This window comes from Blautia hominis (assembly GCA_002270465.1).
Taxonomy (GTDB): Bacteria; Bacillota; Clostridia; order Lachnospirales; family Lachnospiraceae; genus Blautia; species Blautia hominis.
The window spans coordinates 1,028,336-1,051,886 of sequence record NQOF01000001.1 but is presented as its reverse complement, the minus strand read 5'-3'; the positions used below and the strand labels follow the sequence as shown (position 1 = coordinate 1,051,886).

Annotated in this window: 18 protein-coding genes; 14 read left to right on the top strand and 4 right to left on the bottom strand. The window is 47.5% G+C overall.

Annotated features, from left to right (window positions below; genetic code table 11):
• Positions 1-31 precede the first annotated feature (31 nt).
• The 7 genes from CI595_RS04775 (at position 32) to dnaJ (ending at position 8,743) form a co-directional block, all read left to right on the top strand.
• Positions 32-1,543 carry an SLC13 family permease gene (locus tag CI595_RS04775; RefSeq protein WP_095172136.1) on the top strand — a complete coding sequence of 504 codons (1,512 nt, stop codon included), beginning with the start codon at positions 32-34 and terminating at the stop codon, positions 1,541-1,543.
• Between the two features lie 204 nt (positions 1,544-1,747).
• Positions 1,748-2,266 (top strand): RNA polymerase sigma factor, encoded by a 519-nt coding sequence (locus CI595_RS04770; protein ID WP_095172386.1) that lies wholly within the window; start codon positions 1,748-1,750, stop codon positions 2,264-2,266.
• On the top strand, positions 2,263-3,465 hold the full coding sequence (locus CI595_RS04765) for a DUF4179 domain-containing protein (RefSeq protein WP_095172135.1): 1,203 nt from the start codon (positions 2,263-2,265) through the stop codon (positions 3,463-3,465). Before CI595_RS04770 ends, CI595_RS04765 begins: the two co-directional genes overlap by 4 nt.
• Before the next feature lie 270 nt (positions 3,466-3,735).
• The gene (hrcA, locus tag CI595_RS04760; RefSeq protein ID WP_187143997.1) at positions 3,736-4,773 is read left to right on the top strand and encodes a heat-inducible transcriptional repressor HrcA; all 1,038 of its coding nucleotides are present in this window, start codon (positions 3,736-3,738) and stop codon (positions 4,771-4,773) included.
• A 17-nt stretch (positions 4,774-4,790) separates the two neighbouring features.
• Positions 4,791-5,465: a nucleotide exchange factor GrpE gene (gene grpE, locus CI595_RS04755; RefSeq protein ID WP_095172133.1), complete on the top strand. Its 675-nt coding sequence runs from the start codon at positions 4,791-4,793 to the stop codon at positions 5,463-5,465.
• 146 nt (positions 5,466-5,611) lie between these two features.
• The gene (gene dnaK / locus CI595_RS04750; protein ID WP_095172132.1) at positions 5,612-7,489 is read left to right on the top strand and encodes a molecular chaperone DnaK; all 1,878 of its coding nucleotides are present in this window, start codon (positions 5,612-5,614) and stop codon (positions 7,487-7,489) included.
• 87 nt (positions 7,490-7,576) lie between these two features.
• Positions 7,577-8,743, top strand: coding sequence for a molecular chaperone DnaJ (gene dnaJ / locus CI595_RS04745; RefSeq protein ID WP_095172131.1), 1,167 nt, complete (start codon positions 7,577-7,579; stop codon positions 8,741-8,743).
• Positions 8,744-8,816: 73 nt separating this feature from the next.
• On the opposite strand, the gene CI595_RS04740 is transcribed toward dnaJ, so the two are convergent.
• From CI595_RS04740 to CI595_RS04730, 3 genes are read right to left on the bottom strand one after another with little or no spacing between them, the layout of a single operon-like run.
• Entirely contained in the window at positions 8,817-9,245 is a 429-nt protein-coding gene (locus CI595_RS04740) for a MarR family winged helix-turn-helix transcriptional regulator (RefSeq protein ID WP_162291807.1), read from the bottom strand.
• Between the two features lie 5 nt (positions 9,246-9,250).
• Positions 9,251-11,104: an ABC transporter ATP-binding protein gene (locus CI595_RS04735; RefSeq protein ID WP_095172129.1), complete on the bottom strand. Its 1,854-nt coding sequence runs from the start codon at positions 11,102-11,104 to the stop codon at positions 9,251-9,253.
• Positions 11,104-12,831 carry an ABC transporter ATP-binding protein gene (locus tag CI595_RS04730; protein ID WP_095172128.1) on the bottom strand — a complete coding sequence of 576 codons (1,728 nt, stop codon included), beginning with the start codon at positions 12,829-12,831 and terminating at the stop codon, positions 11,104-11,106. The genes CI595_RS04735 and CI595_RS04730 overlap by 1 nt, the downstream gene beginning before the upstream one ends.
• Before the next feature lie 281 nt (positions 12,832-13,112).
• Between CI595_RS04730 and CI595_RS04725 the strand changes: the two genes are divergently transcribed.
• The 4 genes from CI595_RS04725 to CI595_RS04710 all read left to right on the top strand — a co-directional run bounded on the left by CI595_RS04725 (position 13,113) and on the right by CI595_RS04710 (position 19,080).
• The gene (locus tag CI595_RS04725) at positions 13,113-14,108 is read left to right on the top strand and encodes a GntR family transcriptional regulator (RefSeq protein WP_095172127.1); all 996 of its coding nucleotides are present in this window, start codon (positions 13,113-13,115) and stop codon (positions 14,106-14,108) included.
• Positions 14,105-15,133: a FadR/GntR family transcriptional regulator gene (locus CI595_RS04720; RefSeq protein ID WP_095172126.1), complete on the top strand. Its 1,029-nt coding sequence runs from the start codon at positions 14,105-14,107 to the stop codon at positions 15,131-15,133. Before CI595_RS04725 ends, CI595_RS04720 begins: the two co-directional genes overlap by 4 nt.
• Before the next feature lie 435 nt (positions 15,134-15,568).
• Positions 15,569-17,530 (top strand): oxidoreductase, encoded by a 1,962-nt coding sequence (locus CI595_RS04715; RefSeq protein ID WP_095172125.1) that lies wholly within the window; start codon positions 15,569-15,571, stop codon positions 17,528-17,530.
• A 194-nt stretch (positions 17,531-17,724) separates the two neighbouring features.
• Positions 17,725-19,080 (top strand): APC family permease, encoded by a 1,356-nt coding sequence (locus CI595_RS04710; protein ID WP_095172124.1) that lies wholly within the window; start codon positions 17,725-17,727, stop codon positions 19,078-19,080.
• A gap of 208 nt (positions 19,081-19,288) precedes the next feature.
• Here the strand turns inward: CI595_RS04710 and CI595_RS04705 are convergent, their stop codons facing one another.
• Positions 19,289-20,131 carry an AraC family transcriptional regulator gene (locus tag CI595_RS04705; RefSeq protein ID WP_095172123.1) on the bottom strand — a complete coding sequence of 281 codons (843 nt, stop codon included), beginning with the start codon at positions 20,129-20,131 and terminating at the stop codon, positions 19,289-19,291.
• Positions 20,132-20,386: 255 nt separating this feature from the next.
• Here CI595_RS04705 and CI595_RS04700 point away from each other — a divergent pair, with 255 nt between their 5' ends.
• The 3 genes from CI595_RS04700 (at position 20,387) to CI595_RS04690 (ending at position 23,477) form a co-directional block, all read left to right on the top strand.
• Positions 20,387-21,682 (top strand): ABC transporter substrate-binding protein, encoded by a 1,296-nt coding sequence (locus tag CI595_RS04700; RefSeq protein WP_095172122.1) that lies wholly within the window; start codon positions 20,387-20,389, stop codon positions 21,680-21,682.
• A 67-nt stretch (positions 21,683-21,749) separates the two neighbouring features.
• Positions 21,750-22,637, top strand: coding sequence for a carbohydrate ABC transporter permease (locus CI595_RS04695; RefSeq protein ID WP_095172121.1), 888 nt, complete (start codon positions 21,750-21,752; stop codon positions 22,635-22,637).
• A 12-nt stretch (positions 22,638-22,649) separates the two neighbouring features.
• Positions 22,650-23,477, top strand: coding sequence for a carbohydrate ABC transporter permease (locus CI595_RS04690; RefSeq protein ID WP_095172120.1), 828 nt, complete (start codon positions 22,650-22,652; stop codon positions 23,475-23,477).
• The last annotated feature ends 74 nt before the right edge of the window (positions 23,478-23,551 follow it).

Genomic DNA, 23,551 nt, shown 5'->3' with positions numbered 1-23,551 from the left:
ATGTGAAAATATTATTATTGGGAGGAAACCTATGAATTACGGTATTTTAAGTTTACTGCCGCCTGTCATAGCCGTTATCCTGGCGATCAAAAGCCGAAATGTGATCCTTTCCCTTTTCTGCGGAGGGCTTACCGGTGTATTGATCTTCAGCCATGGTAATCCGTTTTTGGCTGTGAAATCCATGATTGGTGATTATTTATTCGTGCAGCTTACAGACAGCTATAACGCAGGTGTGATCGTACTTGTTGTTTTTATCGGCGGATTTATCAAACTCATGGAAAAGTCAGGAGGGGCACAGGCTTTTGGACAGAGTGCATACCGCTATGTGAACACAAAGCTGAAAGCACAGCTCTGCGCCTGGGCCGGGGGCATCATTATTTTCTTTTCGGATTTGGGCACCCCGCTTCTGGTAGGGCCTGTGTTTCGGCCTCTGTTTGACAAACTGAAGATTTCCAGGGAAAAACTGGCCTGGATCCTGGACTCCACGTCCTCACCGGTGGCTATTTTGATTCCTTTTATCGGCTGGGGCGTATACATTATGGGGCTTATCCAATCAGAGTTTGATAACCTGGGGGTAAAAGCATCGGATTACACTACATTTGTCCGGGCAATTCCCTTCCAGATCTACGCCATCCTGGCTATCCTCATGATTCCGCTCATAGCCTTTACAAAGATAGACTTTTTCCAGATGAAAAAAGCAGAACAAAAGGCTGAAAAAGAAAAGGCGGATTACAGCTTTGAAGAGCATGTGGAGAAAGAGGAGAACACCGGAGCATATTCCAAAAAGAACGCAAAACCCATTATGGTGATCCTTCCTATTGTAGTTGTATTCGTAACATTGTTTGCTACGCTGGCGCCATTGGGATTTCCCTTTAAAAAAGTGGACGGCAATGAATTCAGGGTTGCGCTTACCATGGGATACTTTTTCGGGGCATTGGTACTGATCCTTATGATATGCCTCTTTAAGGTTATGAACTTCAGTGAGACCTTCAAAGTATATGTGGGCGGTATGAAAGGCATGACGGACGTGGCCATCACCCTGATCCTTGCCTGGTCTCTGGGAAGCATGATCAGTGAGCTGGGTACGGCACAGTTCATTGTGGATGTGCTGAAATCCATGAGCTTTTCCGCAGCGCTGGTTCCTGCGGCTATCTTCCTGTTTGGGGCATTTGTGTCCTTCTCCACAGGCAGCTCCTGGGGAACTTTCGCAATTATGATGCCTCTTGCCATACCAATGGCTCAGGCATTCTCCATACCGTTTGCCATAGCAGTGGGCGCGGTTCTCTCCGGCGGCCTGTTCGGAGACCATTGCTCCCCGATCTCTGATACCACCATTCTGTCCTCCACAGGTGCAGAATGTGATCTGGTCGAACATGTAAGGACCCAGCTTCCCTACGCGCTGGTGAACGGTGTGATCGCTCTCATTGCTTTTATTATCGCAGGGGCAACGAAAAGCGCCGCTTCCCTGGGATTTGCCGTTGCGGCGCTGGTTATCGTGGTATTTGTTATCAATAAAGTATTTAATAAAAAAGCAGCAGTATGATATACGGCTGGCGCATCGTTTCTAACGGTCCGCCGGCTGTTTTGTTATACAGAAAAGTCCGCCGGCGGAATGGGCGCACGTCATCAAATCTTCCTGTTTTACAAAATATCAAATAGTTTGAAACATTTCCGGCAAACTTCCTGTCTAATAAGCAGAAACATGAAAAACATGTGGAAACGTACGTGCGGAAGAAAGGAACCTGATATGAATGATCTTATAAAAAAAGCGCAGGAGCGGGATGCGGATGCATTCACGGAACTGATGCAGTCCCAGATGCAGAATATGTATAAAGCTGCGCGTTCTCTGCTTTCCAATGAGGAGGACGCAGCTGACGCCATCTCGGAAACCATCCTCACCTGCTGGGAAAAAATAGACCGGCTCAGGGAAGAGAGGTATTTTCGTACCTGGATGACCAGGATCCTGATCAACAAATGCAAGGATATACGGAACAAAAAAGAGAACCTTTCTTTCACGGAGGAGATGCCCGATGTAGAGATAAATGAGGAGGGATACAGCAATCTGGAGTGGAACGAAGCACTGGGCATTCTGGATGAGAAGTACCGCACAGTGGTCATCCTGTATTATGTGGAAGGCTTTAAAATGTCGGAGATTGCCCAGATCCTGGATATCCCGGAGGCAACGGTTAGGACCAGGATCGCCAGGGCCAGAAAAACCATGGCTAAGGAATATTATCCGGAAGCGGAAAGGAGAAGATTGATATGAGTATGAGAGAAGAGGATATATTTGAAAAACTCAGACAGGATGTACCGATTCCTGAAACAGTACAGAAAAAAGCAGAGGATGCTTTTGCTTCTATAAAAAAGGATGCGCAAAAAAGACGCGTGGAAGGGAAAATGGCAGTGAAAAGATCATCAGGCAGAATGCCGAAAAAGAAGATATGGATTCTCGTGGCAGCGGCTGTTCTTGCTTTTGGAACGGTTACAGCGGGAGCCGCAGTCTATATGCAGTGGAGCCATGGGCTGTCAGAGGGGATGAAAGCGGAACAGGAACAAATGCATAAACTGGAAGCAGATAATATGGCGTCACCTGTGAACCAAAGTGTTAGCGAGCAAGGGATAAAAGTCACGGCTCTGCAGAGTATTGTGGATAACTATTACGTGCATCTGGCATTCAAAGTAGAAGGATATGAGCCTGAGGCGGGAAAACAGCCGGATTTTGAAGATGTGCAGATCCGTATTGACGGTCAGGACGCCTCTGACGGAGATTTCAGTATTTCGAGAGGGTTCTACAACGGTCTGGTTCAGGGAAATGACGGCAAAGCCGTATATGCGGATGGAACGCCGCTCCCGGAGGATGGACCTTTGGAAAAATATGTCCGGGAGGACGGCAGCCTGGAGTACGAGATCACACTGGCAAAAGAAAATGAAAAGGGATATTTTATCGGGAAACCTATTTCTGTTGAACTGAAAAACCTGGGGGAGATCACCATAGACGGTCATATACCGGATATAGAGGATACCTGGAGCTTTACCTGGACCTTGGGTGGTTCGGACCAGGTGCGGGAATGCAGTCCGGATCAAGAGCTGGGGGACAGCAAAGCCATTGTAAAACAGGTTGAAATATCTCCTATCTCCATGAGAGTCGTATATGATTTTCCAAGACAGGAGATAGAAGAAAAAGGATATAATGAATCCGGTGAAGAGACCATTTCCAAAACATATGCGGAAGCTCCGTGGCTGACAGGCGTAAGGATGAAGGATGGAACCACTTACATGTACCTGTACAGGGGACCGGGCAGTTCCGGGTATTTGTCAGAGGACAGTGATGCGTACGCGCTCACGTATGGGATTGACCGGATCCTGGACCCGGATCAAGTGGAAAGCCTTCTGTTTGTAAAATCTTATCCGGAAGGTGACAAGCTGCTCACAGAGGATGATCTCTACGTGGTACCCATTGAATAAATGACCACCGGCAAAAATTTCTGATATATTATAACAAAACAGAGGGAATGCTGTTAAGTATATACAGCCCCTCTGTTTTTTGTATGCCGTTTCTACTTTACCTATTGTTGCAGATTCTGAAACTTTCTAAAAAAAATATAAAGCCCTTGACAAATAAACACGCTGGTGCTATCTTTAGAACATAGATGTTAGCACTCCACACAAACGAGTGCTAACAACACCGGAAAAGAGATCCGGCCCTATCAATGCAGAAGCAGAAAGGAGATAATAATGGACAGTGAACTGGATGAGCGGAAACGAAAGATATTAAAAGCCATTATCCAGACGTATCTGGAGACCGGAGAACCGGTTGGTTCGAGAACGATTTCAAAATACACTGACCTGAATCTCAGCTCTGCGACCATCCGGAACGAGATGTCAGACCTGGAGGAACTGGGGTATATTGTACAGCCCCACACTTCAGCAGGACGGATTCCCTCAGACACAGGCTATCGTCTCTATGTGGATGAGCTGATGCGGGAGAAGGAACAGGAAGTTTCGGAGATCAAGGAAATGATGATCGAGCGGACCGACAAAATGGAGAAGGTGCTCAAACAGGTGGTGAGGGTTCTGGCATCCAACACCAACTACGCAACCATGATCACAGGCCCGACGTATCACAGAAACAAATTAAAATTCATTCAGCTTTCCAGGGTTGCTGAGATGCAGCTGCTGGCAGTTCTGGTGATTGAAGGAAATATCGTAAAGAATCATATGATCACCCTTCAGGAGCCTATGGATGATGACACAATATTGAAGCTGAACCTGCTTCTCAATACCCAGTTAAACGGCCTCACCATTGAGGAGATTAACCTGGGCATGATCACCAAGATGAAAGAACAGGCAGGCATCCACAGCGCTGTTGTGGGAAGCGTCATTGACGCGGTGGCCAATGCCATTGCGGTGGATGATGATGAGGTGGAGATATATACCAGCGGCACCACGAATATTTTCAAGTATCCGGAGCTGGCGGACACCTCAAAAGCCAGTGAACTGATTTCCGCCTTTGAGGAAAAGCAGGAGCTGGTAGATTTAGTAAAAGATACTATGAATTCCGAAGAAAATACCGGCATTCAGGTATACATTGGAAATGAAACCCCTGTAAAGACTATGAAAGACTGCAGCGTTGTGACAGCCACATACGATCTGGGAGGCGGGATGCAGGGTACCATCGGTATTATCGGCCCCAAGCGTATGGATTACGAGAACGTAGTGGACAATTTGAAAACGCTGAAGACGCAGTTGGACAATATATTTAAGAAAACCTAGAAAGGCGGTACGGATTCGTGTCAGAAGAAAAGGAATTATATGAAGAGATGCAGCCGGATGCGGCTTCTGAAGAGAAAGCAGAAGAAATATTAGAGGAAGACGACAAGGCTCTGGCAGAGGAGGCCACCTGTGAAGAGGCCTGTGAGGCTGATGACCGGTCTGCGGAGGAAACAGAAGAGCAGACAGACGGGCAGGCTGACCAGGGAAAAGGAAAGTCAACAGAGAAAAAGGGCCTGTTTGGTAAAAAGAAAAAAGATAAAAAAGATGAAAAGATAGAGGAACTCACCGATATGGTAAAACGCCAGATGGCAGAGTTCGACAACTTCAGAAAGCGCACAGAGAAGGAAAAAGCATCCATGTATGAGATTGGTGCGCGTGAAGTGATTGAAAAGATTCTTCCGGTGGTTGACAACTTTGAAAGAGGTCTGGCAGCAGTTCCGGAGAATGAAAAGGAAAGTCCTTTTGCTGACGGTATGACAAAGATTTACAAGCAGATGATGACCGTCTTTGAAGAGATCGGCGTAAAGCCCATTGAAGCAGTAGGACAGGAATTCAATCCGGATTACCACAATGCTGTCATGCATGTGGAGGATGAAGAAGCCGGAGAGAATGAGGTAGTTGAAGAATTCCAGAAAGGCTATCTTTACAAAGACCACGTAGTGAGACACAGCATGGTGAAGGTTGCCAATTAGTTTCAGAAGGTGCGCCTGAGGCGCAACTCAAATTCTCCGGCGGAACAGCCCGTTGGATTTTATCTTATAGATGAGACGCTTTGGCGGAGCGAAAAACCGCTGTAAACAGAAAAAGTAATTGATTTTAAATTCAGGAGGAATTTATCATGGGTAAGATTATAGGTATTGATTTAGGTACAACAAACAGCTGTGTAGGTGTTATGGAAGGCGGACAGCCGGTAGTGATCGCCAATGCAGAAGGCGCAAGAACCACACCGTCTGTTGTGGCTTTTACAAAATCAGGAGAAAGACTGGTAGGTGAGCCGGCAAAACGTCAGGCTGTTACCAATGCAGATAAAACCATCTCTTCCATCAAGAGACATATGGGAACAGATTACAGAGTGACCATTGACGATAAAAAATATTCTCCGCAGGAAATTTCCGCAATGATCCTTCAGAAGCTGAAAAGCGATGCAGAAAACTACCTGGGTGAGAAAGTGACAGAGGCAGTTATCACAGTTCCGGCTTACTTCAACGACGCTCAGCGTCAGGCAACCAAAGATGCCGGTAAGATCGCAGGTCTGGAAGTAAAACGTATCATCAACGAGCCTACGGCAGCAGCACTTGCTTACGGCCTGGACAATGAGAAAGAGCAGAAGATCATGGTATACGACCTGGGCGGCGGTACTTTCGATGTTTCCATCATTGAGATTGGCGACGGCGTTATCGAAGTATTATCCACAGCAGGCGACAACCGTCTGGGCGGTGATGACTTTGACCAGAAAGTTGCAGATTACATGATCGCTGAGTTTAAGAAATCCGAAGGTGTAGACCTTTCCGCAGATAAAATGGCAATGCAGAGAATCAAAGAGGCTGCAGAGAAAGCGAAAAAAGAACTTTCCTCCGCAACCACGACCAACATCAACCTGCCGTTCATCAGCATGAACAGCAACGGACCTCTGCACTTTGATATGAACCTGACAAGAGCAAAATTCGATGAGCTGACACATGATCTGGTAGAGAGAACAGCAGAGCCGGTCCGCCGTGCGCTGTCTGATGCAGGCCTGAATTCTTCCGAACTGGGCCAGGTACTGTTAGTAGGCGGTTCCACACGTATCCCGGCTGTACAGGATAAAGTAAAACAGCTCACAGGCAAAGAGCCGAGCAAGACCCTGAATCCGGATGAGTGTGTAGCTCTGGGTGCTTCCGTACAGGGTGGTAAGCTGGCAGGCGATGCAGGTGCAGGCGATATCCTTCTTCTGGATGTTACTCCGCTGTCCCTGTCCATTGAGACCATGGGCGGTATCGCTACAAGACTGATCGAAAGAAATACTACGATCCCTACCAAGAAGAGCCAGATCTTCTCCACAGCAGCTGATAACCAGACCGCAGTGGATATCAACGTGGTACAGGGTGAGAGACAGTTTGCAAGAGACAACAAATCCCTCGGACAGTTCCGTCTGGATGGAATCCCGCCTGCAAGAAGAGGTGTTCCGCAGATCGAGGTTACCTTTGATATTGATGCCAATGGTATTGTAAACGTATCTGCAAAAGACCTGGGAACAGGAAAAGAACAGCACATTACCATCACTGCAGGTTCCAATATGTCCGATGATGATATTGATAAAGCAGTAAGAGAAGCTTCTGAGTATGAAGCTCAGGATAAGAAGAGAAAAGAGGCTGTAGACACCAAGAACGACGCTGACGCTATGGTATTCCAGACAGAAAAAGCGCTGGAAGAAGCAGGCGACAAGCTGGATGCCAATGACAAGACTGCAGTGGAAGCAGATCTGAATGCATTAAAAGAACTGTTAAACAGCTGTGCAAACACAGACGAGATCACAGATGCTCAGGTTGCTGACATCAAAGCCGGCAAAGACAAACTGATGGAGAGCGCACAGAAACTCTTCGCTAAGATGTATGAGCAGGCACAGGCTTCCCAGGGAGCACAGGCAGGTCCGGGTCCGGACGCAGGCGCCGGTACTCAGGGAGGAAATGAAGCATACGGTGATGATGTGGTTGACGGAGACTACAGAGAAGTATAAAATAGCTTTGTCAGTAAATGACTTGGATGGCATGGGGTGTTTACAGCACTCCATGCCTGACTGTATGTTTAGAAAGGGATAAGACCAATGGCAGATAAAAGAGATTACTATGAAGTCTTAGGCGTGGACAAAGGCGCTGACGACGCCACGATCAAAAGCGCATACCGTAAGCTGGCAAAGAAGTACCATCCTGATGTAAACCCCGGAGACAAAGAAGCGGAGAAAAAATTCAAGGAGGCTACAGAAGCCTACGGCGTTTTGAGTGACCCGGATAAGAGAAGACAGTATGACCAGTTCGGCCATGCGGCCTTTGAAAACGGCGGTGCCGGCGGAGCAGGAGGCTTTGGAGGCTTCGGCGGATTTGACGGTGCCGATATGGGTGATATTTTCGGCGATATTTTCGGTGATTTATTCGGCGGCGGCGGAAGAAGGGCCAACAACGGTCCTATGAAAGGTGCCAATGTGAGGGCATCTGTGCGCATTACTTTTGAGGAAGCAGTGTTCGGCTGTGAAAAAGAGCTGGATCTGAATCTGAAGGAAAACTGTAATACATGTCACGGAACAGGCGCAAAGCCGGGAACTTCCCCGGAAACCTGTCCGAAATGCCACGGGGAAGGCCAGGTGGTATACACCCAGCAGTCCATGTTTGGTATGGTGAGAAATGTACAGACCTGTCCAGAGTGTCACGGAACCGGTAAGGTGATCAAGGATAAATGCCCGGACTGCCGCGGAACCGGATATGTGAACCAGAGAAAGAAAATCCAGGTATCCGTACCGGCAGGTATAGATAACGGACAGAGTATCCGTATCAGGGATAAAGGCGAACCGGGAACCAATGGCGGACCAAGAGGAGATCTGTTGGTGGAAGTTGTGGTGTCCCGCCATCCGATCTTCCAGAGACAGGATATGAACATATTCTCTACCGCTCCCATTACATTTGCCCAGGCTGCTCTGGGCGGCGAAGTGCGCATCAGCACAGTGGACGGGGACGTGATGTATGACGTGAAGCCCGGGACCCAGACAGACACCAAGGTGCGTCTGAAAGGCAAAGGTGTGCCTTCTCTGAGGAATAAGAGCGTGCGCGGCGACCACTATGTAACACTGGTGGTTCAGGTGCCGACCAAGCTGAATGAGGATGCCAAGGAAGCGCTCAGAAAATTTGATGAGGCATGCGGCAACCGTCCGTCCGGCAGCACAGAGAAAAAGAAAAAAGGATTTATGGACAAACTGAAAGAGACTTTTGAAGACTCATAAAAACAAGGCGCTGTGGAGAACATTCCACAGTGCCTTGTTTTTGTGGTAAAAATGCCTATGACTTTTGAACACTTTAGTCATCCTTAAAATTTTTCATGATTTTCTGGAGTGTATGATACAGCACTTCCATTTCGTCTTCTGATATTCCCTGCCATATCTGTTCATCCAGATCGGAAAATATTTTTTGCACACTGGCAGCCTTTTCTTTTCCTTTTTCCGTGATACAGATCAGGAAGGATCTTCTGCAGGAGGGGTTGACTGTTCTTAACAGATATCCGGCCCCCTGTAATTTGTCCAGGGTTCTGGACATGGTCGTCACATCCAGCATACACTTGTCTGCGAGCTGGCGCTGTGTCATGCTTCCCTGCTCCAGGAGGCATTTCAGGATCTTCGCCTGCCCTTCGCCCACAGTGAGGCCCAGCTCCTGGAATTTTGGCCTTACTGTTTTTCTGCGTTCCATGTCCATACTGTGCAGTATTTTTCTGATCTTACTCTTTTCCATTTCCATCACTCCAATTCAAATTGTCCTGTATACAGTTGATAATAGCGTCCTTTTTGTTCCAGCAGTTCATCGTGGCTGCCCCGTTCAATGATCTGCCCTTTTTCCAATACCAGAATGGCTTTGGCATTGCGCACGGTGGACAGCCTGTGCGCGATGACAAATACGGTTCTGCCTTCCATAATCGCATCCATTCCCTTTTCGATCAGCCGTTCTGTCCTGGTATCAATGGAACTGGTGGCTTCATCCAGGATCAATACAGGTGGTTTGGCGATGGCAGCCCTGGCAATAGCCAGAAGCTGCCGCTGTCCCTGGGATAAGTTGCTCCCATCACCGTACAGCATGGTGTCATACCCTTCAGGAAGCCTCCTGATGAAAGAATCTGCGTTGGCGATCACAGCCGCTTCATGGACTTCCCTGTTGTCTGCATCCAGTTTTCCGTATCGGATGTTCTCTGCAATGGTTCCTGTGAATAAATGCGTATCCTGGATGACCATTGCCAGGGAACGCCTTAGATCATCCTTCCGGATCCTCTTAATATCAATACCATCGTAGGTGATCACGCCTGACTGGATTTCATAGAAACGGTTAATAAGGTTAATGATCGTTGTTTTACCTGCACCAGTGGAACCTACAAAGGCAATTTTCTGTCCCGGTTTTGCGTACAGGGAGATGTTGTTTAAAATTATTTTTTCCTGGCCATATCCGAATACAACATTCTTAAACTTCACATCGCCTTTCAGCAAAACCAGATTTGCCCCTTCCTTTCCGGGGACTTTCCAGGCAAATTGTCCAGTATGCCTGCTGCATTCTTTCAGTATGCCTTGTTCTGTTTCCACATTACAAAGGGTGATATCCCCCTGGTCGATTTCAGGGGCTTCCTCCATCATATCAAAGATCCGTTCTGCACCGGATAGGGCTGACAACAAGAAATTCACCTGCTGTGTGAACTGGTTTAAGGGCATGGCGCTCTGCCTTACATAGACCAGATAAGAGGCGAGGCTTCCGATATCCAACATACCGAATACGGTGAACAGACCGCCCACACAGGCGGAGACCGCATAGTTTACATAGGACAGGCTTACGATGGTAGGCACCATCAGGCCTGCGAAGGTCAGGGCGTTTGAGGACTCCTTTCTCAGGGACTCATTCATCTCACAGAAAGTTTGAAAATCCTTTTCCTCATGGTTAAACACTTTTTCCACTTTCTGTCCGGCCATCATCTCTTCCACAAATCCATTGATCCTGCCAATCTCGGCCTGCTGCCTCTGGAAATATTTTTTACTTTTGCTTCCGTTAAATTTGATGAACACAAACATAAGAAGAAGGAAAAATACTACGATCAAGGAAAGCTTCACGCTTAAGACCATCATCATGACAACCGTACCGGTAAGCATCATAAAGCTTTGTATTATCATGGCAAAACTGTTATTCATTGCTTCCTGGACGGTATCCACATCGTTAGTAAAGCGGCTCATCAGTTCACCGTGGGTATGGGCATCATAATACCGCAGCGGCAGTTTCTGGACATGGGCAAACAGATCTGCCCGGATTTCCTTGATCACCTTTTGGGATGATTTTATCATTAATTGGTTATATCCCAGGGTAGCCAGTGCCCCGCATCCGTACATAGCGCCCATGGCTGCCACTGCTTTTAGAAGTCCCGGGGTGTTGCCGGGCAGGATGAACTGATTGATGACGGGCTTCAGCAGATAAGTTCCCATTATATTTGCACCGGTGCTTATCAGTACCAGGAGGGCCACCAGGACAAACAGCCATTTATGCATCCCCAGATAATGAAAGAGGTTCAGCAGTGTCTTTTTGGTGTTTTTGGGTCTTTTATATCCTACAAATTTTGCCATTACAGATCCGCTCCTTCCTTTTGGGATTCATATATCTGTCTGTAGATCTCACTGCGCTGCAGAAGGTCACGGTGCGTTCCGATATCGCTGATACGGCCGTCATCCAGAATGATGATCTGGTCAGCATGTTTTACGGAAGATATCCTCTGGGCAATGATGATCCTGGTCATATCAGGAAGGAATTCCTGCATCCGCTGCCGTATGAGCCCTTCCGTGGCAGTGTCCACCGCGCTGGTTGAATCATCCAGGATCAGTACCCTGGGCTTTTTCAACAATGCCCGGGCTATGCAGATCCGCTGTTTCTGCCCTCCGGAGACATTCACACCTCCCTGCCCCATCTCTGTTTCATACCCATCCGAAAGGCGCTCCACAAATTCGTCCACGCAGGCAATCCGGCAGACCTCTTTTACATCCTCCATGGAGGCGTCTTCTTTTCCCCATTTTAAGTTGGAGAGAAGCGTGCCGGAGAACAGGGTGTTTTTCTGTAAGACCACAGCCACGGCATCACGCAGGTGTTTGAGGGAGTATTCCCGGACCGGGATGCCGTCTATCATAACAGCCCCCTTTTCCACATCATAGAGCCTGGGAATAAGCTGGATGAGCGTTGTTTTGGCAGCACCGGTCTGACCTATGATCCCAACCGTCTGCCCCGGTTGGATATGGAAAGAGATATCCGTGAGCACGTATTCCTTTGCCTCTTTCTTGTATTTAAACCATACGTGCCGGAATTCAATTTCTCCTTTTTTGACCTGGATATCCCGGGCGTTTTCATCCGTAATATCAATTTTTTCGTCAATGACCTCCAAAATACGTGTCCCGGACGCCACGGAGCGCGTGAGCATTAAGAAGACATTGGAGATCATCATCAGAGAGTTAAGGATCTGCAGCACATAGCTCAGAAAACCGGTCAGTTCCCCAACCTGCATCTCACCGCCTTTGATCAAGTCTCCTCCGAACCAGAGGATACTTAAAATGGTCCCGTACATGACAAACTGCATTGCTGGCATATTCAGTGCGGCTAACCGGAAGGCGTGTTCAGACTGGGCTTTCAGGTTTTCATTCCCCTTTTCAAACTTTGAGATCTCATAGTCCTCTCTCACACATGCTTTTACCACCCGGATAGCCGTCAGATTTTCCTGGATGATCCGGTTCACCGTGTCCACCGCCCCCTGCATTTTGGTGTATAAGGGTCTTACATGGGAAATGATCAGGAACAGCAGGATTCCCAATATTGGCAGAGCCACCAGGAAGACCAGGGCAAGCCTTTTGTTGATAGAAAACGCGACTCCGGTGGCTGCCACAAGCATTACGGGTCCCCTGCAGAAGGGACGCAGGCCTGTGGAGACGGAATTCTGGATATTTGTCACATCACTGGTCAGGCGGGTGACCAGTGAGGATACCCGGAAATGGTCAATGTTGGCAAAGGAGTATCCCTGCAGTTTTTCATATTCCGCCTTCCGAAGTTCCGCCCCCAGTCCCTGTCCTGCAAGCGCGGAAAACCTTGCACTTCCGATTCCTAGAACCAGGGCTATGGCAGCGCAGATCACCATCTGGATCCCTTTCATATAGATGTAATTCTTGTCACCTGCCGCCACTCCCACGTCCACTAAATCTGCCATAATAAGGGGAACGATCAATTCAAAGACAGATTCCGCGGCAACGCAGAAAATGGCAAGGACCGCGAACTTCTTGTATTGATGCATATAAGAAAACAAGCGCATCAGCATTATTTATTGCACCTCCAATTATTGTATATACAACAATTGTATGCTCCGTACTATGATAATGTCAAGAACTCTTTTTTTACTTGGGGGGATATGATACAATAAACTTATTGTAACGGTTCTGTACCCTCACAGTTACAGGCAAAAATCCATGCAGAATCGCCTTTGGCGATGGGATTTTTGCTTGGCCGTGGTACACTTTCTTACGGTCAGCGCAGTGGATGCGCAGACCTACTGAATAGTTACAATTTATTACAGATAAAAGAAAGTTTAAGGTTGTTGAAATGGAAAAAATAGAACTGGATAAAAGCAGTGCCGTACCGCTGTATCTTCAGCTTGCCGGGCAGATAGAACAGCAGGCAGCGGAGGGCATTCTGGTTCCGGGTGAACGTCTTCTCTCGGAAGTCAGAATGGCAGAGGCAGCCGGATTATCGGTGGGCACGGTGAAAAAGGCGTATACTTGGCTGCAGGACAGGGGTGTTGTGCAGAAGGTCCGGGGCGGAGGTGCCTATGTGCAGGAAAGGCCGCAAAAAGGCGTGACACTGGAAAAAGATCCCGCCGCTATTGTGGAGGAAATGTTCTCAAAAGTGGCGGAAAGCGGTATGCCCATGAATAAGCTGTTTCTTCTGGCACAGCAAAAGCTGGTCAGCCGTTTTCAGGAAAAACAAAAAACCTGCGCGGCACTGGTGGAATGTAATATCGAAACCCTGCACTCCATCGCTCCGGTGGTGGAGTCTATCCCGAATCTGATGGTGGAGACGTATGTACTGGAGGATCTGCTTTCCGGGAACAGGGTGATCAGCTCCAGATGTAACCTGGCGTTTATCTCCCAGAGCCATTACCAGGAATTTATAAGGTATGCGGATGCCATCAGGATCCCCACGGAGACCTTTGCATTGGTGGAGAGCAGGGAAACAATAGCCCGTCTGGCTACCATACCGGAGGGGCAGCCCATATGTATCTTATACAGAAGTGCCACATTTTTAAAAAACGTTCAGAGGACCCTGCATTTTCTGGGGAAAACGAACCGGCAGATTTGTTCCAGCGAGGAAGAAATGAAAGAGGACATTGATAAATACTGCCTTCAGGGTATGCCCCTGATCATTCCGCCCGACTACATAGAATACGCAAGCGCGTGGACACTGCAGGTGGTATCAAGGGCCAGAAAGAGTAAGTGCAGGATCATTCCCATGGAATATGAGATTGACCAGGGGTCCTGGATGCACATGGTGGAAGTGGCAGAGAAGATGGACAGACAGAAGGGGAATGAGGAAATATGAACTGGATACCGGAAGAAAACGGAAAAGTGCCCGTGTATCTGCAGATCGCACAAAAACTAATGGCAGAGATTGAAGACGGCACCCTGAAAGAAGGGGAGCGGCTTATGCCTGAACGGAAGCTCAGTGAGACTCTGCATGTGGCCCGCAACACAGTGAAACAGGCCTATGAAGAATTGTGCAGGGAAGGCTATGCTGCTACGAAAAAGGGGAGCGGAACCTATGTAGACACCAGCCGCCGGGCAGAACTGGACGATAAAGTATGCGGGATCATGGAGGAGGTTATAGATAAACTGGCCTCCATGGGCAAAGGAAGAAGAGAGATCGAGCGGATGTTCGTGGAGAGCGCCTGGCAGCACATCCCTGACAGGGAACGTCTGAAACTTGCGTGGATAGACTGCAGTGAGGAGTTTTTGCAGGATACGGCGGAGGAGATCGCAAGATTCTGCAATGTACGTGCAGACGCGTATCTCATAGATGAGATCAGGGAAAATCCCGGGATATTAAACAGGGAAAGATATGATCTGTTCGCAACCACCATCAATCATCATGATGAGGTCTGGGCAACCGTGAAGCATGTGGTGGAAGGCGGGGATGAAATACCTGTGGAGAAGGTGGTCCTCTCCGTATCCAATGAGACGATCAGCAACATTGCCAAACTGCAGGGGGAAAAACCGATTGCAGTGATTTATGGCAGCGAATGGTACCGCTTCAGTGTGGAATGTTTTTTGAAGGAGTTCGGAGTGGTCAGCCCTTACGCATATATTCCCGTTAAAAGCTGTATATACGAGCTGGAACGCAATTCCAACAGGTACCAGGCTGTCATTCTGCCCCAGAATCCTTCCTACAAGGACGGACTGATCGAAGAGATACAGCTTCTGTGCCAGAAGAAGGAAATCTGCAGTTTTCCGTTTCACCAATATGCGGACCAGGGGTCATTGTTCCATCTGCGGGGGCAGGCCTTTAAAAGGTGGCTGGAGAAAGGAACAGGGGAATCCCCCTTGGCGGAGGGAAAAAAAACGGTATAACACGATAAAGGATGGGGCAGTTACTAAGTGCGTTCTGCCTCCGGGCTGTGCCCATTTAAGAGCTGCTGCACCTGATATTGGTGCACAGCTCTTCTTTTCTTTCCCGGGCTAGTCTTCTTTTTTATGGATTGCCGAATATATATGTTGTAAGACGAAATAACTTCTGGAAAAAGAATCTGGTATAGCTTAATGACGTGATGTGCATTTGGTATATATTAAAAAATAAATTGGAATATATTAGTATGCTGATGCGAATTTGATTTATTGTGAAAATTATACAAAAATATAAATATAAAATTAACTTTAATGCTGAAAAAATAAAAATATATTGATTAACCACCGGGTTTGTGCTAGTATCAGTATAAGCCAATCGGAAAGGTTGACACGGTATGAAAACAATTAATATATACCAATTAAGAGAAATGAGGTGCTATTATGTCAACTAACTATCCACATTTATTCAGCCCGTTACGCATCGGAAACGTAACCCTGAAAAACCGTATCGCAACTGCTCCTATGGGATCAGAACCTAACACATCAGGATTCTTATCCGAGCAGAACCTGGCAGCTTTTGAGAACCGCGCAAAAGGTGGTGCTGCCATTGTCACAAGAGGCGAGACCCTGGTCCATGCCCACACAGGAAGTGCTCACGGCAATCTCTGTAACCTGGACAATGAGGGATTTATGCCGTCACATCTGCAGCTGACAGACAGGATCCATCAGCACAATGCGCTGGCCAATATTGAGATCCTACATAGCGGTGCCCGTGCCCATCCCCAGTATACCAACGGGATCATCTATGGGCCAAGTGCACAGCCCGGTGTATACGGCGTGGATGTAACACCTATGGATGAAGACATCATGAACGAGATCGCAGATGCCTTTGCACATGGTGCATATGTAGCTAAATTCGGCGGATTTGATATGGTTATGGTACACGGCGGCCATGGATGGCTGCTCAGCGAATTCTTATCTCCGCTGTACAATACAAGAACAGACAAATACGGCGGTTCCATTGAAAACCGTGCCAGATTCCCGCTTATGGTCATTGACCGTATCCGAAAAGCCGTAGGGCCAAACTTCCCCATTGAGATCCGTATCTCAGGTGATGAATTTATGGAAGGCGGTTACGGCCTTGATGATGCTATTGAATTTGCCAAGATGCTGGACGGAAAAGTAGATTTGATCCATGTATCCGCTACTTCCTTCCGCGATGTGAACTCCGGATGCCGTATGTTCCCGTCAGCATTCCTGCCTCATGGTGTCAATGTATACCTGGCGGAGGCCATCAAGAAACATGTGAAGACCCCCATCGCAACCGTAGGATCCCTGTCCGATCCGGCAGAGATGGAAGATATCATCGCATCCGGCAAGGCAGATGTGATCTACGTGGGACGTCAGATACTGGCAGACCCGGAATTCCCAAACAAGGCAAAAGCAGGACGCTTCGACGAAGTACGCCCCTGTGTGAGATGTAATCACTGTCTGTCACTGGATTTCGTTCCTTATGTAGATATGTGTTCCGGCATTTCCCAGTGTGTGGTGAATCCGGAAGTGGGACGCGACTTAAAGGAAGGCATGTATCAGCCAAAACCGCTGCCTAAGAAAGTATTGGTGATCGGCGGAGGCCCTGGCGGAATGCAGGCAGCTCTGAAGGCTGAGGAGCAGGGACACGAGGTCATTCTGATTGAAAAAGCAGACCGTCTGGGCGGTATGCTCAATGTGGCTGTTCATGATGTTTCTTTCAAAGAGGATCTTGGAAAATATATGCAGTATTTGATCCGCATGGTGGAGAGAAAAGCCATCCAGGTACGATTGAATACAACTGCCACGCCGAAACTGATTCAGGAAATCGCACCGGATACCGTGGTATGTGCAGTGGGTGCAGAACCTATTATCCCCAGGATCCCGGGAGTTGACAGAGAAAATGTGGTAAAAGTTACCCAGCTCCGCGATCCGGGTCTGGAATTCGGAGAAAAGGTAGTAGTGATCGGCGGCGGTCTTGTGGGATGTGAGGAAGGCCTGGCCCTTGCTATGGAAGGAAAAGATGTTACGGTTCTGGAAATGCAGGAAAAACTGGCGCCCGATGCACCGATCCTGCATCTGAAAGCCATGATGATGGAATACGAAAAACGCACAGAGAATTTACATCCATATACAGAAGTTACCGTTACCTCCATTGAGGATGACGGAGTACATGCAAAAGACAAAGACGGCAAAGAAGTTATCTATCCGGCAGACACGGTATTGTTGTCTGTGGGTATGAGATCTAAGATCGACGAGGTGGAGAAACTCCGCACAAACGATGCTGAATTCATTACCGTAGGTGACTGTATCAAACCGGGCAAGATCCTGCAGGCAGTAAGCGGCGGATATTTTGCAGGGAAAAACGCGTAACGGCAGGACATAGACATAACCCTTGTAACTGTTCATTACCTTTACAGTTACACCCTCTTTTCTGATGTACTGCCCCCGGGGAGCGTAAAGCTCTCCCGGCAGGGTGGTACATAGAGGAGTTTTGCGCCCGCTTGATTTAGCGATGCGCAGTTATGTCTATATGCAATATTAGTTTGTAAAAGAGGAGGGAATATATGTCTGAAGTTGCTTCAACCAAAGAACTAAAGAGAGTTTTAGGCAGAAAAGAGCTGCTGTCCATTGGTATCGGACAGACGATCGGCTCCGGTATCTTCGCTATGGTTGGTATCGGTATAGCCATGACGGGAAGGTCAGCCAGCATTTCCATGCTGATCGCCGCCATTTTCACAATTTTCACCAATATTCCATTGATATTTGTAGCCGGTACCGTTCGTCTGAGAGGTGGTTTTTATACACAGCTTGCGCTTCTCGGCAATGATGTCAGTGCGGGATTTTTCGTTATTGTCCATATCCTGTCCTGGACGGCCCTGGCAATGTATGCTTTGAGTTTTGCAGATTACATGCTGGGCCTGATTCCGGCTCTGGCTGCTAATGGTTTCGTGCGCCAGCTTATCGCGCTTATTGTGCTGACCGTCTTCTATGTGACAAACCTGATGGGAATTGAGGGGGCAGCCAAACTGCAGAACGCCATGATGCTGATCATGATCCTGGCACTTACAGCATTTATCGTATTTGGATTACCCCATGTAACTGCGGATTACTTTAAGCAGCCCGAATTTATGACTCACGGTGTGAAATCCATGCTGTCGGCAGGCGCGCTCTTTACCTGGGCAGTGGGTGGTGCAAACGTTGTGATCCATCTGGGTGCGGAGTGTAAGAATCCCACCAAGGATGTCCCGTTTGTTATTATTGTGGCTACCTGTATCATCGCTGTTTTCTATGCGGGCCTGGTAGTGGTTGCGTCCGGTGTTCTTCCGGTTGCGGAAGTTGCCAATCAGCCGCTGACTCTGGTATCCGCGGAAGTTCTGCCGTATCCGCTGCATGTGTTCTTTATTGTCGGCGGTGCTATGTTCGCCCTGTCCACAACACTGAACTCTGCTCTTGGCTGGGTTACAAAGCCAATCCTGCAGGCAGCAGTTGACGGATGGTTCCCGCCTAAGGTTGCCACCATCCATAAGAAATACAAGACTCCTACCGTTATCCTGACCATGTTCTATGTGGAATGTGTGATCGTTATCCTGTTCAATGTTCCGATCTCCACAATCGGCAACATGGCAGTAATCCTGAACAATGTATTCTTCGCCATACTGGCATTTACTTCTTACAACATGATCAAGAAGATTCCAGATGTGTGGAAGAAATCCAGGTTCCATGTAAGCAACGGCATGCTGCTGTTCTGGGCAGTCGTGGGCGGTATTTCCCTGATCTTACAGACACTGCTTCTGTTCAGTGATCTGAAACCGTGGGAATTCGTAGCCAATGTAGTGGTACTGATCTTTGGTCTTGCCTATGCGTATTTCCGTAAAAAATCAGGCAAGGTCCATATGGAAGTCAGCTACGAAGAGGCATAGGCGCCAATACGTTAGCGTGTGTCTGATAACTGCTTTCGGCAAGCTTTGTGTCACACTTTGTGGGCGGTTTGGCCCCGGTCAATTTAGTTTCTGAATCGATGCAGAGATATAATCTTTTTAGGGGATTATATCTCTGCTTTTTTGTCTGGATCATGGAGGAGGAGCAGCGTGTGATGCACTGTTTCTGAGGGGGATCTTCCAATTCACTTTAAGACTTTTTGTGGATCCGTTTGTATTCGGAAGGTGACATACCGTATATTTTTTTGAACAGGAGATAAAAATTTTGTCTTGAATTAATCCCTATCATCTCATCAATATCCCCAATAGGAATGTCAGAATTACACAGCAGATATGCCGCTTTATCAAGCCGGAACCGGGTGAGATAATTCCAGAGCGTTGTGCCGGTTTCACGCTTGAAGATTTTCTGCAGATAGACCTTGTTCAGTGCGGCAAAGTCTGCGATCTCGTCAATATCTTTTATACTGAAATAATGGTAATGGATATAATTCTTTACCTTTTCCACATAAATCTGTGCCGGAGTGGGGTCCGTGGTGGACATCTGCTTCTGTATGAGAATAAGCACATTGTTGAGCAGCAGATTCATATAATAAGGGTCTTTGCCATGACCAAATTCATGAAAGATGAGCTGCATCAGCGGGTATATATTTTTGGCATTGGGGAGTATAATGCCTGTTTTCAGGCTGTCCAAAACAGCAGCCAGCGCCGGATAAGCTGTGATCAGGTCACACAGTGTACCAAAATTGGGTGAAAGTGTATGCTGATAGCAGTTGATACTCATATTGATACAGGGGGATGTACAGATGAGTTTGTGGGGGATATGTCCGTTTACAAGTATCAGGCTTCTTTTTTTGACAGGGAAAATCTCACTGTCAATGTCATAGAAACATTCACCATCTACTATATAATTTAATTCCACGGACCCTGGGGCATGTACATGATATTCCATATCATGGTGGGTCAGATTGAGATAAAATATCTCTTCCGGCAAAAGAACGTTTGCCGCATCTAGAATCTCATATTCATAATTCATATCCTTATCCTCTCCTTTTATATGAAAAATATACAAATTAACGAAAAGCCTTGTGTTTAAATATATCATTTGAGAAAGCAAAAGTATGTCATAGATAATAGCTTGTTACATTTGGCAATATGCAATTTTTGAAGGTAGCAAAAAGGGAGGCTACAATATTATAATTCCATACATAAGCAGCAGGAAATACATATACCGTGTGTGCACAGCGGGCAGCAGCAAAAACGAAAAAAATAAAGGAACAGGAGAAGAATCATGAAGAATAAAAAGTATGGGAGTTTCTTATTGGCAGCACTTATGGCAGGTTCTCTGTGTGCATGCGGCACAGGCAGCAGCGATGCAGGGGGAGGAGAAAAGGAGAAGACAGGGAGCAGCAAAGACGGTGTGACGCTCACCTATGCAACGTGGAATGAAAACCAGAAGGATTCCATCCAGGCCACCATCGATGGTTTCAATAAGGTATATCCGGACATCAAAGTGGAGATCCAGATCACGCCCTGGGGTGAATACTGGACAAAGCTGGAGGCAGCTGCCACCAGTGGAAACATGGCGGATATTGTAACCATGCACACCAATACGATTGCAAAATATGTGAATGGGGATAAGCTGGCGCAGCTTGATGACCTGGCGGAGATAGACGATACCTTCAGCTATGACAACTACCCGGAAGGGATCACCAGGCTTTTCACAACGGAGGATAAACACTACGGTGTTCCGAAAGATAAGGACTGCGTGATACTGGTATATAATAAAGAGATTTTTGACAATGCCGGGGTGGCATATCCGGATGACTCCTGGACCTGGGCTGACTTAGAGGAAGCAGCGCAGAAACTTACGGACAAAGAAAAAGGGATTTACGGATTTAATGCCTACAATAACAGCCAGGAGAGCTGGGGGAATCTGCTCTATCAGAACGGCGGAAGCATCATTGACGAGGCAAAGAACGTATCAGGCCTGGACAATCCCAAATCTATTGAGGCTATGGACTTTTTCGTAAAGCTGCAGCAGTATTCTCCGTCCCAGGAAATGCAGGCGGAAGTGGATTATATCAGCATGTTTGCCACCGGAACCGTTGCCATGCAGTTCCAGGGAAACTGGCAGCTCAACAATTATACGGACAATGAGATCATGAAAGATAAGTTCGCCATTGCACCGCTCCCGGCCGGACCGGAAGGTGTGAAAGCCACCCAGAGTAACGGAATCGCCTTGTCCATACCAAAGAACTGCAAAAATATGGACGCGGCTAAGAAATTTGTGGCATATGCCAGCAGCGAACAGGGAATGAAGGATGCCGTAAACGGCCCTGCGATCCCGGCTTTTAACGGTGTGGAAGAAGACTGGAGCAAGGCGCATGAAGCGGAGTACGATACAAAAGTTATTCTGGACGGCCTGGATTACGGCGTGCAGTTTGTAGGCACAGAATCAAAATCCCAGTGGGAGGCAGTGATGAACGACTATGTGGCAAAGATCCTGAACGGAGAGATCTCTCCGAAAGAGGGATTCACAGATGCATCCAAAGAAATGAATGAGATACTTGCAAAAGAAAAATAGACTCTGATAATGGGGCTGCCTTCAGCCGGGTGTGCTGGGCAGCCCTGTTCTAATGGAGGGTGAAGAGATGAAAAAAAGAAAAGTAAAGAAATGGCTCTGGGGGTATTTCTTTATCGCGCCGACCATCATCGGACTGCTGATTCTGAATATTTATCCTATTATCAAGACCATGATCCTAAGCTTTTCCCAGAGTACAGGATTTGACGAGTATATATTCGCCGGACTTCAGAATTATATCCGGGTATTCCAGGATAGGGAAGTGTGGATCGGCCTCAGAAATACATTAGTATTCTCGGCCTTGTCGGTGCCGGGAGGGATATTTATCAGTCTGCTGCTGGCATGGCTTATGAGCAAAAAGATCAGGGGTACCGGTGTGTACCGGGTAATCTATTTTACGCCTATGGTGGCAGCTCCCGCGGCAGTGGCCATGGTTTGGTCCTGGCTTTATAATACAGAGTTCGGAGCTTTGAACCAGCTTCTGGGAGGACTGGGATTCCGGACCCATTCCTGGTTAAATGATCCCAAATACGCCATGCTGTCCATTGTCATTATTGCTATCTGGGGCGGAATGGGGCAGCAGATCATCATTTTGATCGTGGCGATCACAAACGTGCCGAAAACCTATTATGAGGCGGCAGCCATTGACGGCGCCAATGGTTTTGTAAAGCTTTTTAAGATAACCGTGCCGCTTATTTCACCCAGTGTATTCTTCCTGACAATAACGGGATTTATCGGTTCTCTGACCCAGTTTGACCTTATTTACATGCTTTATGGAAACAACACATCAAAAGCTATGGATTCTGTGCGGACCATCATGTTTCAGTATTACAGGGAGGCGTTTGTGGTACAGGATAAACCCTATGCCTCCGCCATCTCCATTATCACCCTCTGTGTGATCATGATATTTACGGCAGTACAGTTCGCAGCCCAGAAAAAGATGGTACATTACGATTAGGAGGAAAAAAGTATGCAGACAAAGAGACAAATACATGTAGGAACACATGTTATTTTGATAACAGGCAGTATCATTATGCTTTTTCCGTTCTTCTGGATGGTTTTGTCCTCCTTTAAAACAGTGGGGGAGCAGATGATGATACCCATGCGGATTTTTCCGTCCAGTTTTGAAAATACAGAGAATTTCCGCCAGGCTTTGGACGCAGTGCCATTTCTGCGGCTGTATGGAAATACGCTGCTGATGATAGCAGGGCGAGTGCTGTGCGCGGTGATCTTTTCAAGTATGGCCGGCTACGGGTTCGCCAGACTCCAGTTCCCTTTTAAGAACCTTCTGTTTGGGATCGTGCTGCTGCAGATGATGGTGCCGGGACAGATCTTCATTGTTCCCCAGTATATGATGCTGTCCAAGATCAATATGCTGAATACCGTATTTGCCCTGGTATTCCCGGCTCTGGTCAGTGCTTTTGGAACCTTCCTGCTCAGGCAGCAGTACATGTCTCTGCCAAAGGAACTGGAGGAAGCTGCCATACTGGATGGCTGCAATCCGTGGCAGACCTTCATAAAGATCATGGTCCCCATCACAAGATCCACCATTGCATCCCTGGCTATTTTTACGGCCCTGTTTGCCTGGAAAGATCTGATGTGGCCCCTGATCGCCAATAATGATCTGAATCATATGCCCCTTTCCGCAGGCCTGAGTGTTCTGCAGGGTGTGTGCCACACCAACAAGGGGGCCATGATGGCAGGCAGTGTCATTGCCACGGTGCCCATGCTTGTCATCTACATTTTGTGTCAGAAACAGTTTATTGAAGGAATTGCCCAGACGGGGATCAAGGGCTGATATACGGCATGAGCACAGTGGGAAAACACACACTTTCCCGCCTGGGGGCTTTTGCCCCACGATTAATTAGAATA